Raw genomic sequence first — 14444 nt, forward strand, 5'->3', positions numbered from 1 at the left:
GCGTTATGCGCACAGTTTGGATCACGGGCCTGAGCGGAGCGGGCAAGACAACGCTGTCGGCAGCTATTGCTCGCCAGCTTCGAGTGCGCGGTTGTCCAGTATGCCTCTTGGACGGTGACGTTGTACGGCAGGGCCTGAGTCGAGACTTGGGCTTTGCGCCTGCTGACCGAACTGAGAATGTGCGCCGGGTCGCGGAGGTTGCAAGGCTGGCCAACAACTGTGACATATTCGCAGCCGTCGCGCTCGTTTCCCCCTTTGAGGAGGACCGTAGAGCCGCACGGGACATCATCGGGCCCGACCGATACGTCGAGGTATTCCTTGATGTCCCCCTGTCAGTTTGTGAGGCTCGGGATGTCAAGGGGCACTACCGAAGAGCACGCGCTGGGACTCTACGCGCCTTTACCGGCGTGTCTCAGATTTACGAGGCCCCGAAAGCCCCGCAGATTTGTATCAGCGACCCCGGGTTCGATATTGAGGCCACAGCAGCCGACATCATACGACGCGTCACGGGCACGTGACGTCGCAGAAGACGACCGCCTGGAGGACTAGGGTCATTGTCTGCCGGCGGCGCGCAGGCACCTCTTTTAGATTCCTATCTCTGAGGGTCCAAAGCGCCCCTCACACTGCTTCCGTGCGGAAAGAGGGCCGCGTCCTGAGAGATCTCCGCACGACCGACACGGTCTCGCAGCACCTCTCGAGCTTGTGCGCGTGATCGGACAAAGAACGAATTGCGGTGCAGTCTGCCTGGATGCGAACGCGCCGATCGGCTCTCCAGATCACACAAACCTCAGGCGGTAACCGCCGACACTTGATTCTATTGTCGATGCGCCGCGCAAGCGGGCGAAGCTACTCGCGTGTGCGCAACCGGACTGCGTGCCACTCTGCACAAAATAACATTCTGGCGCTTCGTGCCCCAACTTCCTGCTGACATGCCAGAGGACCGCCCATGCGGCTCGAGGCGCACGCTCACTACCCGAACCGCCGTCGGCGGGAGCCCGAGGTCTTCTGTCCTACAAAGACCCTATACTGCAGACTGCGGATTCGCGCCCCCCGGCGAACTAACCACCATTAGCTCCCAGCATCGAAGAGGATTCGAATGTTCCGCCTGTGCTTATTCGATCTCGACAACACTCTCGTCCACACAGACGATTTGGAATCCCTTCGGTTAGAAAGCAAAAGAGCTACCTCGGCGTTGTTGGCCCAGATTGCCGGTGCTTTGGAAGAGGACGAGGATCGCGTGATCTACTCACGCGATCTATTGGAGAAAATTAGAGCCGACTTTCCGGAGTTGATGCTGGGCGTCTTCACGAGGGCGCCAAGACCGTACGTCGAGACCGTTCTCAAGTGGGCGTATCCGGACTTCGAGTGGGACATTGTTGTTACGTACGGGGACGTAAGGCGCACCAAGCCGTTCGGAGACGGTATTGATCACGCAATGTCCGAACTCAAAATCCAGTACATAAACGAAGTCATAGTGGTAGGAGACAGTGATGCAGATATCCGGTCCGCCTATCATTGCGGCTGCCTCGTGGCACTCGACAAAGGGGGCTGGCCTAACAAGCTGAAGTCCGAGCACTGGCGAGCAATGGGGCACATGCCAGATGCCATCATCGATAGCCCGGAACACCTCGTCGACGTGCTCAAATCCTATGAGAGGTTCCTTCCAGAGCTCGAACGCCTTCTGGGCGGTGGCGGCAGACCGTTTGGCTCCGGGCATCGTTTCGACAAGATCGGCCATTTCATTCCGAGGGAGATTGGCGGCGATACGACCTCCTACCCTATCCATGCGTGCGGCCGTTCTTTCTCGAACTACCAGTCGCTCAAACATCGCCAGATGTGGCACGTTTTGACCCACTCCATTAGCGCCAACAAGGAAGCCGACGCGTTCCCCGAAGCTTGGCTAGTCGCCGTGCGGCATTTCATAAAAAGCGAATTTGCGGCGCAGTCGTTCTTCAGAGAAATGCAGATCATTCTTACCGTGGTTCCCCACCGGCCAGGGCGTAAGCCGCGCCTAGAAACGCTTCTGACGGAACTCGGCGCGCACTTCATCAATGACCCCATCAAGCGAATCGGCGTCTCCGTGGCGCCGGGCTTGCTAGCCTACAAAGCAGGCGTAAAATCCAACCACGGTGATCATCTGAGCGCCCACGAACGATTTGCGAACGTCCGCGATCACTTGTTCGTCGCCCAACAAAATTCCGTTCTGACCGACGCCGTTTATATCGTAATCGACGACGTCGTTACCACGGGCGCCTCTTTAATTTATGCCGGACGGTGTCTGAAGGATTGCGGCGCCACGGACGTAAGACGCTTGGCCTTCGCCAAGAACGTCTCCGATGTACTTCCGAGGGAATAGATGCGCGCCGCCTCTCCCGCCACGAGATTTTTGCTTGCGCTGTCAATGCTGAAAGGCGTAGGCCCGGCGTCGCTAAAGAAAGTGGCCGCGACCCCGGACTTCTTCGGCGAGGAACCTGCTGTCTTGGGGCTTCGGGTGCCCCAGATCGCTCGGTCGCTTGAAACCGAGGACGCTTGGCGCCTTGCTCTGGAAAAGGCCGACCGCCAAATCGATGCCGCCAAGACGGCTCAATCCTTTATTATCTCTGCCGTCGATCCAGAATACCCTCGCCGGCTGGCGACGACGAAGGACGATCCCTTCATTCTGTACGTCAAGGGCAAGCTGGCCCGGGATAGCGATCACTCGGTCGCGGTTATCGGCACCCGTGAGCCGACCGCGCACGGCATTCAAATCGCCCAACGAATATCCAGGTTCTTCGTCGAGAAAGGCTCCAGTATTGTCAGCGGTCTAGCGCTGGGCTGTGACGCAATAGCACACGAAACGGCGTTGGAATGCGGGGGTCACACGGTCGCTGTTCTGGCGCACGGGCTTCAAATGATTTCGCCGTCGAGGCACAAAGACCTGGCCGAACGGATTCTCGAGTCAGGCGGCGCTCTGGTGAGCGAGTACCCTTTCGGTCAATCGGCACAGGCCCAGCAGTTCGTCAAACGGGACAAAACCCAGGCAGGGCTGGCCGATGGCGTGGTCATGATCCAGTCCGACTTAAAAGGGGGAAGCCTGCATGCATCGCGCGCCGCACTGGAGTATGGCCGTTGGCTGGCGGTCCCGTATCCGACCGATCGAGATCGGGCCAACGACGAATCCAAGATTCAGGCCAATTTGCTGATTGCTGAGGGCACGTCAAGCTCCACAACCGCCTTGTTGAGGTGTAGTGAGTCCGCTCTGGCTCAGATCGTGGTACTGCGCAGCAAAGAAGACTATCAGCGACTTCTTGAAAGAGAGCCAGCGGCCACAGTCTTATCGACTAGCAAACAAAAACGCGAGGAGGTATCCGTCGTCGAAGGCTCCGCGAACGGATCCACGTCTAGCGCGCAGCACACCGGGCCAGACGATAGCGGTAGCAAGGCGCACTTCATGATGGATGTGCCCGACGCCTCGGCGGCTCAAGAGCGGATGGCGAACAATGTGATGTTGCTCGTCCGTTGGGAGCATCGAAGGACCCTCTCAGTTTCCGACGCATTGGCAACCATCGAGAGGTTCAAAAGTAGCGCACCCAACGCCGACACGGAATCTCTGGCCAAGCTTGCGTACCGACTGAAGTTTCTCGAGAAAAGTCTCCAGGAAATCTCCAAGCTGCGATCGCCCGACGGCCAGTCGGAGGAAAGGTCGATGTTCCTGCAGTTCTCGGTAGAGAACGCCTGGAGACAAATGAAGAGTGTGGTTGACTCCGCTGCGCATTCGTATTTGGAGGCCTGGATCAGATCTCAGAATGCGAGGGCGCAGGCCCCCAATGATCTGTTGGAATTCGTCCCGCCGCATACGACGCATTCAAAGCCCCCACAGAGCCTGGAAGAAGTGTTGAGCCTATTGCGCGCGGACCTCGCGACTGCAGTTGTCGAACGGTCGCCGACCATCGGGCGCCAGGACACGTCAGTGCGGGAAGTTGATTTCGATGACCTGATAGTCTGGTTCAACGCTTCACTGTCTGTGCCCAACGCCCGACACGAGGATAGTCCGTAATGCTAGCGCTGCTTACGTCGCCCGATGCCCTCATGCGCAGCGGCCGACCTGATGTCGCACTCGCTGCAGTGCTGAAAGCTGGGAGAGCCGCGGGTAATCCGGTCGCACTAGTCTCCAACCATCGCAAGCCTCCTTGGTTTGATGGCCTTTTCCTCGGCAGCGGTGTCCAGTATTTGCAGGCGCGGGGACGTCAGGGGGGGGAGATCGTCAGAGAAAATGCGACGCATCTCGCGATTCAACCCTACGACATCGTCGTATTGGCGACCAAACCCGAAGACGTACAGATGGGCAAGAACGGGCGAGCGCTGTTGGTTGCAGGCGGCTGGGCGAATGATCGGCAAGTGGCTAGTCTCGGAATTCAGGTGGCCAATGCAGCCGAGCTGCAGGAGATTTTGAATCTGACAGCCGGTTGGTCAGGTCAGTGGTGGTTCAATGGCCACGAAGACCGATACAACGTGAAAGCACTCTCGGACCTCTCGGGATACGGGAAGACTCTCGACCAGCAGGCGTTCGCCCAAAGGCTCACGGCCACAGTCAAAAATGGCGGCGGCCGCCTGAATGCGCTGCTGACGCTCACAGCCAGGTCGTTGCTCATCGACGGCACCGACCAGGTCAAGGATCTGATATGGGGCGTCTATCCTTCTTCAAGCAGTTCGAACGACGACAGTGACGTGCTATGCGACTTTGCCCATCGACTTCGAACAACCGTCTCTCGCGTGCGGTACGCGCAACGCGGCATCCCACTTTTTGTCCGGCACATACCATCCGTCAAGCGGTCGCGCGCAGGGGCCTCCGTCGACCGCACTGACCCGAGCGGGCAGATCACGAGCCTGCACTTGAATCCCGCCTATAGAACGAAACTTTCGGGAAGACACGTCATCGTGGTGGATGACTGCACCACCTATGGTGTTTCGTTCGGCGTAGCAGCGGCCTTCCTGAACAAAGCCGGCGCCGCATCGGTCACGGGCATCGCTCTCGGCAAGTTCGGAAATGCTCTGAGGTACTACGACATTGCCATTGGGACGGACCCCTTTGCACCGGTCGCTGTGGGCGACTTCCGGATTGATAGGAATGCCTCGTGGCATGCGAACACGAACCCGGTAAGTCAAACCGTGCTTAACTCGCTGCTGTCGTAACTGGTGGGATACCGACCCGGCACTACCGGCAATTCGGCCCACGCACAAGATGCCGACGGAACGTTTCGTGGCGAGCGCGACCGACGGGACGTCGTCGCGAGGCCCGAGAAGTTGCCGCCGACCGGACCTTTGTCCGGGCGAGCTTCAGGCAGGGAGATTCGGAACGCATGTCCGTATTAGCTTGTCATCCAACGTCTTGTTAATCAGAACGGCGGACCTGACCATATCGCCGTCAAATTGCTCCATCGCCTTAAAGAGTTCCGGCCACACTGCGGGCAGATACTGACACTGCGGATTCTTGCGGTCATAATTTCGCACCGCAAATTCCACTCTTTCAAGTTCGTGAGCCAAGAACTCCCGATCCGTCTTCTCCTTCTCGGCAGCGGCGATACTGTCGGGTTCAGCCACCTCGTGCGCTAGCTCTTTTTGCTCGGACCTCCACTTCTGTTCCAGCGCAGCGAACTTTTGGCCTTCCGAACTGGCGCCCCGGTCCTTGGCCTTCATTTCATCCGACTTTGACATTGCCCCGATCGCAAGCCCCGCCACGAGAGCCACACCCAACGTGGTAGCCATCCTCCTGCCGAGCGAGGCCGCCCTCCAAGCCGCCCCGATCCTTGACGGCCCGGGCAGTTTGAAGAGAACCATAGCTAGCCTGTACGCAATCACGACTACGGCCAACGCAACTAGAATTCGCCAGAAACCGGAAAGAGTCTTCGTGGGCGACGTCGTGAGCGCGGCAGCGCCCAACTCGGTGCGGGCAGCAGCCGGCGATGATGCAAACCCAACCGGTTCAGGGACAGCCGCCGTGTCGGTGACGGGCAGCGGTTGTGTTTGGTCGCTCTGATCTCGGGTTGCGGACGCATCAGGAGCTAGCGCGTTTTGCGACGCAGCCGGTGCACTCGCATCAGCAGATACGGCTGCAGTACTTGAGCCCGCCACCGAAGTGTCGGCGTCTTGGCCAACGCCCCCCTCCTCCCCGCCCGCAAGCCGTTGAATCTGGCCGCGCATCGACTGCTCGATGCATGCGTCGTCTTGGCACTGATTTCGCCGCTTCAACCAAGCGCGCTGGCCAACCTTGATCTCGGCAGGGTTCTCCGCGGCTACCAAGGCTGACCTGTACTGCGCAGCGAGATCCTCATCAAGCTTTGAGAGTGTCGGCGATGCGCACACTTGTTTCTCAACGGCGATTCGAGCTTTGGAGCAATCGAAGCTTGCTGCTTGCGCCGCCATTCCGGGCAAGCCGAAGATGAGAACCAATATAAGCCGCATATAGTTCGCCATGGTGCATGGGCCTTTCTCGCTCGACGGCGCGTGACCATGCTAGACAGAAGGCCGGCGCCCATTTTGCCGCGAATATGGGAGGGCCGATCTTCCTCGCTGGATTCAAGAGATCGATGCAACACACCAGGAGTTGCCTAGGCCCAAAAGGACTCTGGATATGAAAGACCGACCGGCGGAGATGGGCGGGATTCAACCACTCGATCACAAACGATCCCGATTTGCCTTGGCACGCGCCGAGTGCGTGCTGCGTCCGACCCGCGCTGGAACTTAGGCATCAAGCGAATGGGTCGATGAATACAACTCTTAGCTCGCCGTCAGTTCCTCTCTTCATGAAGTTGGAGCCTTTCAAGACGTCTAGATGTACCCCGACGCGAGCGGCTTCGGTACGCAGGGAATTAAACGTCAATCTGAGGTCATACGGATCATCTTGAAACCCGGCAGGCTGCATCTCGGAGCGCAGGCTGGCGAACTCGGCTTTGACCCAATCCTCGACTAGCTGTTGTTCCTCGGCGGACAGCACTGCCAGCAGCTCCAGTTCAGTGACTGTGTATTGGTCGTTTGAGAGAGATTTGAATTCGCCCAGCGGCTTCGTGTGAACGTGTATCACGGGCAAGGCCGGCTGAGGGTTGGACCGCGCGAACTCGGCAAACTTGTCATAAGCCGGGTCTTGGTTAAATTTGACGGCCCGCCCTAGCTCCTTATTGACAAAGACGCGCGAACCGACTCCGGAGTCAGTCTCTATTTCTCGAAAGCTGTGTGCGCGATACTTGTCGATCTGATCCTGCATGAGGAGCCTTCAATCTGGTTGCGCCGTCTAGCGTGGCACGCAAGCCGCGAACAGAGTGCATCGCGCCTTATGAATCTGAGGTTGGTTTGCCGCTCTAAGACCACTCGTCTAACCGCTACTGTCGCAGGCCTGTCCCGTCCTCATCTATTCGGCGCGCCTCAATTTGAGGGGCGTAGGGGCGCTAGCCCGCCTGGGCGGGGCAACATGAACTCGACAACCAGGGCATTAGTGATTGCTGATTACATCAGGCCAGCCGAGCGCCAGACCCCTTTGAGAAGTTCGATGGAGTGCCCGAAACGCTCGGAGCATTGTTTGAGCGCGAGCGCGACAGTGATGTTTCGGTCGCGGCAGTCCTCGCCGAATTGCAGCACTGCAGCCCACTGGACGCAACCACAAGTGCGCCATTGCGCGCTATTAGCGGTCGACACTGGCCCCGATCGCCATCCTTCGGCAGGGCTGAGCGGGGCCGCCTTCGAGACTGCTTTCGACCCGTTAACACGGGCTGTCTTGGTCCCGCCCGAGCGCGGAACGGCCCCAAAGCCTTCATTTTCTCTAGTTGCCAACTCGGTCAGTTGCCGCTCATCCTCCAGGGCACGGTTGCGCGTGCCAGCTTGTCTCGCCAAGGAGGCGGTTGCGACTTCGTGGAGCGACGAGAGCTCCGGATGATGTAGCCAACGCTTGCCTGCGACTTCGTCGACAATCAGTTGCGCGTACTCGCTTCGGGTGACTTCTCCACCGAACTGGCGCACGTCGATCTCCAAGGCCGGGAGGTTGTTCCGCCGGATTCGTTCCAGTCGCTCCTCGGCTATCGCATTCGTCACCGTTATCTCGATCAGTAACGTACCTGTGTTCCAAGGTGGCGGCCCATACATCTGGGCAACGACATCCGGACGGGTTTGACCGATCGGCATCTCCAGTTGGACGTCGCCCAACTCGACTATCGTGCCGGGGAGACGCGCCGATGAGACCAATCGGTCCCCGTTTGGGAGCACGCTATGCGCCGTCGCCACCAAGTCGGGCAACCGGATCTGCCTCTCCTCTTCGAGAATTCGCTTGGCGACCACGTGGAGCAACGATTCCCGGTCCGCAGCCCCCCAATCCAACACGTCGGATGCTTTGGCTACGGCAGCCTGTTCAGCCAGTTGCGCAAGATGACGATCGTCCCAATGCGCGCACCAAATCGCGCGCTCAATATCGATTGTGAGCCGTCGGCGGAGATCCTCGGGGGACATGCTCGCGATCGCCGGATCTTCAACGATGATCGCGATCGTCGGCGTGAGGCATTCATAGACTGTGGCGAGGCTAGTTGCCTCGACCGATCCGACAAGGAGCACGTCCAGGGTTCGGCCATCGTCGAGTGTGAGGGTGGCGCGCGCCGAATCGCGAAAATCAAAGCGGGCGATGCTTGCCGTGTGAGACGGCGCGGTCGCCCAAGCTTTGTGGTATTTCCCCGATAAACCTTGTACGGACCCTTCTCGCTCGCGCAGCGGCAGGCGAAGCGTATCCGCCTCACTCAGCATCTCCAGCACGGCGGCGCGCGCGGATAGCACAAGGCAGTCTTCCCGAATTGCACCGGCTGGATGCCGAAAGTGCGGACGGCGCAGGTAGTTCGGCCTACCCGCGTTGACCGCCAACAAGGGCCTTCCGCAGCTGTAGCACTCGCAATTGCACCGAGTACCCGCGTGTTGCCGGCCGAGTTCGCCGATGTACCGTGGCTCACCCGTGGCGCAATCCCGAGCCCACGCCATTACCAGATCTGAGCGCGTAGGCAAGGTGGTGCGTCCGTTGTCCGCAACGACCGACCAGTCACTCATTGGTGCGTCGGAACATGTTCAATTAGATGAGGTATCAGAATGGTCGAATCGGGCGTTTGATCGCGGCCGGTGGATCGCTTGCGCAAACAGATCCCTCGGGCGCGAAACTGGTCACGCCTTTCCGCGGGCCCCCTCGAACCCCATTTGGGGGCGAATCGCGCGGCCATTAACTCACAGCCCTTAGACGCGCGCGAATCAGCTCGACAGCTTCGGCTGTAAGCCCTTCGCGGGGATCGCACCAGACCACCGGGGCGTCCTTACTGAAGACGTCCCGATCGTCGTCGACCGCCAACCAAGGAGTGTCATCAATACCTTGCGCACGCAGCCAGTCGCGGCACTCATGCTCCCTGATCGGCCATCGGGGACGTCCTTCGTGCTGATGCGCGACGTCTTCGCACACGTTCCTCGGCGTCATATCAACGATGCGATCCGCCAAGGGCTTTGGAAGTTTGGCGGATATGACATCAAGCGTGTAGATGTAACGCCAACTCGTCGACAAAACCACCTTGGCTTCAGGAAACTCGCGCAGGATTGGGAGCAACAAGGGGGCTCGCGCCAAATTGGCGGGCCCCTTATTCAGCGGGTGCAAAACGCCGTCGAAATCGAGGAACAGGATCATGTGAACACCCCGATGCCACCACCCGGCCGTTCAGTACCGCCGCCGAACTGCCGATGACAAGGACCACGATCCGGCGTTTGACCCCGACTAGCCGCGAGTAGCGTCTCACTCGGGACGCCAGGCAGCCGAGGACTTGGGGCAATCCTCATGGGGTAGAAGTAGTTCCACCGCGCGGACTTATCGTGCATAGGAAGCTGCCTCTTTCTTCAGCTGTCTGCCTCTACCGGCTGGCCGACCAGCTGCTGGCGCCCTCCGGGGCCAAGTCGGAGAACATCTCCCGCTCCTGCGCCGCTGCCCACACAACAGGTTTGCGGTCCACGGGCCAGCGCACTATGGGTGCTTCTCCACCGAGAAACTCGTTCGCGGACACCCACCACAATGCGATCTCCCAGCCAGCGTACCAAGCCCTGAGGTCGCCCAAAACCTGCGCGACCTCAGGAAAGGGCTCGCCGAGAGAATCGAACTGCATCGCCGGATATCGGATAAGCCCATCAACGGATCGAACACCGAAAATGCGCCCCTCCAGTTCGAGCATGTGGAGTCGCTCAGCCGGACCTTCCTGAAAGCCTCCACAGCGCAACTCAAACTCTCTGCGCATCAAGACGTTCTGGCGCGCATGGAACAAGTCGACTTCGGAGGCACCAGCAAAGTGTCCAGTCAGATTGGCTAACGCAGCCATGAACTGACGACGGGACTCTGGAGAGATGTCCGAGCCGCAGTCTGCGCCCGGATCGATGCGCAGGCCCATTGCGTCGCAGAGCTGTTCGAGCTCACCAACGAGCTCGGCTAGATCCGGTTCCAGTTTCGTTTCGCTCATAACGGCACATCCAGGAGCGGCGTCCGTACGCTTCGCCACGACCGCCTCTTTATGAGCTTAGCAGTTGCACGCCCCCACAAGAGTCGGCAGCCGAAAAGATGGTCCGCTCGAGGCTCTGTGGGCCAGATCTGCCCCTTACCCCAAGAAATTCGAACGCGCCCCCAACCGCGACACCGGCATGGAGGACTCCGCCCCGGCATTATGGGCACGCGTGCCGCACGACGCTTATTTCGAGCTCACCAGACCCGACTCGCGCATGTCATCTGTGTTGCACCTGCGCAGATTTGTGTCCATCGCACACAGATGTGTGTTGCCTCGCCACAGCTCTGTGCCTATCATGCGCAGATGGGAGAACCAAAGTACAAGACGACCGTAGCCACCTTGTGCGATATCACGGGCTACTCGCGTGATCGGCTCAATGGGCTGCTCAAGGAGCTGCCGGGTTTCGCGGGGCGCGCGAAAGCAGCGCGCGTAGCCGTCGAGTATTCGGGCCGCGATGTCCTTGTCGTTGCCATCTGCTGCGAGCTGGAAAGAAAATTCGGCTTGCAACGTGCCGCAGTGGCATCCCTTGCCGATGTGATCTTGAGGACGGTCTCCAGCCCGCGGCCCGTCGCCCGTAGCGCGCGTCTGGTCTTGAACCTCGTTCCTCCTGCCGCCTCATATTTTGACGGGCCGGTACTGACAGAAGAGGGGCTTGTCCTGCCCTTAGGGCCGATCTTCGAGAGAGTGGATGGATGCCTTCCCTCTTCCTGGGTCAAACAGATCAATCGAACGGAGGAGATGAATATTCCTGCGGTCGTCGGCGGCACGGAGTCAATGGCACAAGCTGTAGTTGAGCCGCCACAGCCGCGGGCTGTCCGCAAAGAACCGCTCAACAAGAAGACGGGGGCCGCATGACTTCGATCGTCGCGCTGAAGCGATGTTTGTCTGCGCTGGGCTATCGCGCAAGTCATCTGATTGCGGACTACCGGTTCGCTGCCCTGGAGACCGAGCGTCATGACGTGCGGCGAGTCGCCCTTGCGGCCTTTCTGGACACGCCGGCCTCTTACAAGAACGCGGCTGTCGGTGTGGTGCGCACTCCGGAAGACGCGGAGGACGCGTTGCAGGCCGAAGTGGCCAGTGTGCGCTCGTTGGGCGCGCCGTTTCTGGTGGTCCTGTCACCCAGCAAAGCTACGGCCTGGACGTACTCGACCCAAGGGCCTGTAAAGATCAAGGAAGCGCCGGCAGACGCCTGGCAAACCCTGTTCGAGGCTTCCGGCAGCTTCTTGCGCGCCGATGCGGTCAAGGAACTGCGATCGCTTCGTCTGCGCGAGACAACGGCAAAAACGCTGTCGCTGTTTGACACATCGTCCGTGTTCGCTCTTCAGCTGCAGGCGCAATCGGCGCTCGACAAGCTGCTGAAGTCGTTCCTGGAGTGTTTCGATGAGCTCGGCGCCACCAGGCTATCCGTGGAGCGGGATTTCGAAGTGCTCTTCCCGATGGCATTTCGACTCCTCTCGGCCAAGATCCTCGAGGACCGCGAAGACGCGCAACTGGCAGGCGTGGATCTGGATGACGTTGTCGCCGTGATCGACAAGATCGATGCGTTGTATTCGCTCGCGCCTTTGCGTCTGCGCTGGAACGACGCCAAGCGCAAGCAGGTGACCCGCGCTTGGCGCGTGCTGCGCGAGGGCCTGTTCATTCGCAACGTGGCGGCCGATGACCTCGCCTTCGTCTACGAGAACACGCTGATCTCACCGGAAATCAGGCGGCACTATGGCACGCACAGCACGCCGCCTAGCGTGGCCGATTACGTGATCCGTTCGTTCAATCTGCCACAGGACGAAGACATTCGGAACCTCACCGTCTTCGAGCCCTTTGCCGGTTCGTGCGTGTTTCTGACGGCGGCGCTAAGGCGCCTGAAGGAGCTGCTGCCATCGAACTGGACGCCGGCGCGGACGCACCAACACCTGGTGCGCCACTTTGCGGCCAGCGAACTGGATGGCTTTGCCTGCGAGATCGCGCGGCTGGCTTTGATCCTCGCGGACTATCCGAATCACAACGGCTGGCGTATTTCGAGGGAAGATCTTTTCGCCGACAACCTATTAACGCAACGCGCAAAAATGGCCCGAATGGTGGTGTGCAACCCGCCTTTCGAGGATTTCGCCAGCAGTCCTGACGGCGGCCTGTCCATACACAAGCCGATCGCGGCGCTCAACGAGATTCTGGCAGGAAGGCCGCAGTACCTTGGCATCGTGATGCCGCCCGGCTTCAGCTCTCACAAGAAGTACTTGGATGTTGCCGACCGCGTGATGAAGATGTACGCGGACGTCGAGATACTGACTCTGCCGGAAGGAACCTTCCGTTTGGCGACCGTGGGCGCGGAAGTGCTAATCGCCCAGAGCCTCAAATCCGACACTGGCGATGCGCGCACTGCGTTGCGACGTACTGAAGTGCGCCGTCAGGATCTTCAGCGGTTCCATGCCAGCCTCCAGAGCGATCTGGTCGCCGAAACACGTGAGGACACGCGTACGTCCCCGGGTCTGATCGGATTGCAGCCGTTGCGTGAGGTGTGGGAATACCTGGCAGAGAATCCCAAGCTCGGAGATATCGCCGAAGTCCATCGCGGTCTGGAGTGGACAATCGATCAGGTGGAGGCAAGCCAGGCGCGAAAAGAACGTGGCTTCCGGCGCGGGTTGCATCGGAGCGCCGGCAGCATCACGCAGTTCAGAATCGACAAACCGGTCTACCTGGATTGCCGTGAAGAGCACCTTCGCGGGGGGGCCATTAACCTTCCATGGTCAACGCAGAAGGTCATCTGCACGGCCGCCAGGACTTCGCGGGGGCCTTGGCGCATTGCCGCAGCAACCGACACCGAAGGTCTGGTGGTATCTCAGCAGTTCTTCGGCATTTGGCTCAGGCCCGAGGCACAGCTAACGCTCGACGAACTCACCTGCCTGCTCAATTCCCCTGTGCTCAATGCGTTCAGTTTCGTCAAAGACCCGGACAAGCGCTTGAGGGTAGGGACCATGCATGACATGCCGATTCCAGGCACCGCCCTTGACGGGACGATTAAGGAGCTGACAGTCGCCTATCTCGCGCAGGAGGACGCGGCGGGTCCTATATTTCGCACGGGCGACAAAGGCGCAGCGGACTTTTTAATGGAGATTGATTCGTATATTCTGGCCGCATATGACTTGCCTCCCAGATTGGAACGTGAGGTCTTGCGCCTGATGAGCCGTGGCAATCGCCCATGCGGTCATGCTTTCCCGACTTACCCGGGCATAGGCGCAGAAGAGGGTGCGCTACCCCTTGGCGTCCGACTGTCAGCAACAACGGGCCAGGACAGGGCTTTGCGGGAAGCATTGGGTAAGCCCCTGCCTGCTGACGTAGCGAATCTATTCAACTATTGAATGTACCTACTTGATACGGTAGCAGCGTCGGATCTATTGAACAGCGAATCCGCTTGGCATGAGCCGGCACGCCTTTTTTTCGACGGGTGTCAGGCAAAGAACGCCAAGGTCTACGCGAGCGTCGTCACGCTGTCGGAAATGCGTTTTGGGATGGAGCTGCTCCCGCTGCGGACGCCTGTGCTTCCGCATGCAGCCATCGATGGAATCAAGACGCGCATCGCGTGGCTCGAGAAGTCTTCGTTGCTCGACATCACAAAGCACGTGGCGCACGAACATGCCGCGCTGCGGGCGGCCTATGCAAACGCGATTGCCCCCAACCTCTTGCAGAAGGCCAAGCTCAAGAGCAAGCCGCCAGAAATGTGGATCGATAAGCTGCCAGCGTCCAAGCTGCTCATCACAGAGAACGATTTATGGCTTGCCGCCACTGCAATCGCGCATGATCTCCGGCTTGTGACGCGCGATGGCGATTACAAACAACTGAGCATTCATCTGCCGCGACTCAAGTTGCAGAAGCTGGGCCCGCTGGCCTGAGCGCGCTTGGCGGGGCCGGGCGCTAAGAACG

12 protein-coding genes are annotated in these 14444 nt (G+C 59.6%); 7 read left to right on the forward strand and 5 right to left on the reverse strand.

Going from position 1 to position 14444, the window contains the following annotated elements; translation table 11 throughout:
• Positions 1 to 5: 5 nt before the first annotated feature.
• The 4 genes from cysC (at position 6) to WBR68_RS01630 (ending at position 5172) form a co-directional block, all read left to right on the forward strand.
• Positions 6 to 518: an adenylyl-sulfate kinase gene (gene cysC, locus WBR68_RS01615; RefSeq protein WP_016495556.1), complete on the forward strand. Its 513-nt coding sequence runs from the start codon at positions 6 to 8 to the stop codon at positions 516 to 518.
• A 578-nt stretch (positions 519 to 1096) separates the two neighbouring features.
• Entirely contained in the window at positions 1097 to 2356 is a 1260-nt protein-coding gene (locus WBR68_RS01620; protein WP_230693382.1) for an HAD hydrolase-like protein, read from the forward strand.
• Positions 2357 to 4036: a DNA-processing protein DprA gene (locus WBR68_RS01625; RefSeq protein ID WP_230693383.1), complete on the forward strand. Its 1680-nt coding sequence runs from the start codon at positions 2357 to 2359 to the stop codon at positions 4034 to 4036. It begins immediately after the preceding gene.
• Complete coding sequence (locus WBR68_RS01630; RefSeq protein ID WP_230693384.1) at positions 4036 to 5172, forward strand: hypothetical protein; 1137 nt, start codon at positions 4036 to 4038, stop codon at positions 5170 to 5172. The genes WBR68_RS01625 and WBR68_RS01630 overlap by 1 nt, the downstream gene beginning before the upstream one ends.
• 144 nt (positions 5173 to 5316) lie before the next feature.
• Here WBR68_RS01630 and WBR68_RS01635 read toward each other — a convergent pair whose 3' ends face one another.
• From WBR68_RS01635 to WBR68_RS01655, 5 genes are all read right to left on the reverse strand, one after another.
• Positions 5317 to 6453 (reverse strand): lysozyme inhibitor LprI family protein, encoded by a 1137-nt coding sequence (locus WBR68_RS01635; protein ID WP_230693385.1) that lies wholly within the window; start codon positions 6451 to 6453, stop codon positions 5317 to 5319.
• A gap of 274 nt (positions 6454 to 6727) precedes the next feature.
• Positions 6728 to 7240: a hypothetical protein gene (locus WBR68_RS01640; protein WP_230693386.1), complete on the reverse strand. Its 513-nt coding sequence runs from the start codon at positions 7238 to 7240 to the stop codon at positions 6728 to 6730.
• Between the two features lie 239 nt (positions 7241 to 7479).
• Positions 7480 to 8769 (reverse strand): hypothetical protein, encoded by a 1290-nt coding sequence (locus tag WBR68_RS01645; RefSeq protein ID WP_230693387.1) that lies wholly within the window; start codon positions 8767 to 8769, stop codon positions 7480 to 7482.
• Positions 8770 to 9220: 451 nt separating this feature from the next.
• Positions 9221 to 9673, reverse strand: coding sequence for an HAD domain-containing protein (locus WBR68_RS01650; protein WP_230693388.1), 453 nt, complete (start codon positions 9671 to 9673; stop codon positions 9221 to 9223).
• Between the two features lie 220 nt (positions 9674 to 9893).
• A complete protein-coding gene (locus tag WBR68_RS01655; protein WP_230693389.1) occupies positions 9894 to 10490 on the reverse strand; it encodes a hypothetical protein in 597 nt (198 codons plus the stop codon).
• Between the two features lie 345 nt (positions 10491 to 10835).
• Between WBR68_RS01655 and WBR68_RS01660 the strand changes: the two genes are divergently transcribed.
• From WBR68_RS01660 to WBR68_RS01670, 3 genes are read left to right on the forward strand one after another with little or no spacing between them, the layout of a single operon-like run.
• The gene (locus WBR68_RS01660; RefSeq protein ID WP_230693390.1) at positions 10836 to 11387 is read left to right on the forward strand and encodes a hypothetical protein; all 552 of its coding nucleotides are present in this window, start codon (positions 10836 to 10838) and stop codon (positions 11385 to 11387) included.
• Entirely contained in the window at positions 11384 to 13882 is a 2499-nt protein-coding gene (locus tag WBR68_RS01665) for a DNA methyltransferase (RefSeq protein ID WP_230693391.1), read from the forward strand. Before WBR68_RS01660 ends, WBR68_RS01665 begins: the two co-directional genes overlap by 4 nt.
• Complete coding sequence (locus WBR68_RS01670; RefSeq protein WP_230693392.1) at positions 13883 to 14413, forward strand: type II toxin-antitoxin system VapC family toxin; 531 nt, start codon at positions 13883 to 13885, stop codon at positions 14411 to 14413.
• Positions 14414 to 14444 lie beyond the last annotated feature (31 nt).

Source organism: Achromobacter sp. JD-1 (assembly GCF_038594925.1).
GTDB classification, from domain to species: Bacteria; Pseudomonadota; Gammaproteobacteria; order Burkholderiales; family Burkholderiaceae_B; genus Achromobacter; species Achromobacter spanius_C.

Coding starts and splice junctions, on each gene's coding strand:
- cysC (WP_016495556.1), top strand. CDS start 6: ATGCGCACAGTTTGGATCACGGGCCTGAGCGGAGCGGGCAAGACAACG.
- WBR68_RS01620 (WP_230693382.1), top strand. CDS start 1,097: ATGTTCCGCCTGTGCTTATTCGATCTCGACAACACTCTCGTCCACACA.
- WBR68_RS01625 (WP_230693383.1), top strand. CDS start 2,357: ATGCGCGCCGCCTCTCCCGCCACGAGATTTTTGCTTGCGCTGTCAATG.
- WBR68_RS01630 (WP_230693384.1), top strand. CDS start 4,036: ATGCTAGCGCTGCTTACGTCGCCCGATGCCCTCATGCGCAGCGGCCGA.
- WBR68_RS01635 (WP_230693385.1), bottom strand. CDS start 6,453: ATGGCGAACTATATGCGGCTTATATTGGTTCTCATCTTCGGCTTGCCC.
- WBR68_RS01640 (WP_230693386.1), bottom strand. CDS start 7,240: ATGCAGGATCAGATCGACAAGTATCGCGCACACAGCTTTCGAGAAATA.
- WBR68_RS01650 (WP_230693388.1), bottom strand. CDS start 9,673: ATGATCCTGTTCCTCGATTTCGACGGCGTTTTGCACCCGCTGAATAAG.
- WBR68_RS01655 (WP_230693389.1), bottom strand. CDS start 10,490: ATGAGCGAAACGAAACTGGAACCGGATCTAGCCGAGCTCGTTGGTGAG.
- WBR68_RS01660 (WP_230693390.1), top strand. CDS start 10,836: ATGGGAGAACCAAAGTACAAGACGACCGTAGCCACCTTGTGCGATATC.
- WBR68_RS01665 (WP_230693391.1), top strand. CDS start 11,384: ATGACTTCGATCGTCGCGCTGAAGCGATGTTTGTCTGCGCTGGGCTAT.
- WBR68_RS01670 (WP_230693392.1), top strand. CDS start 13,883: ATGTACCTACTTGATACGGTAGCAGCGTCGGATCTATTGAACAGCGAA.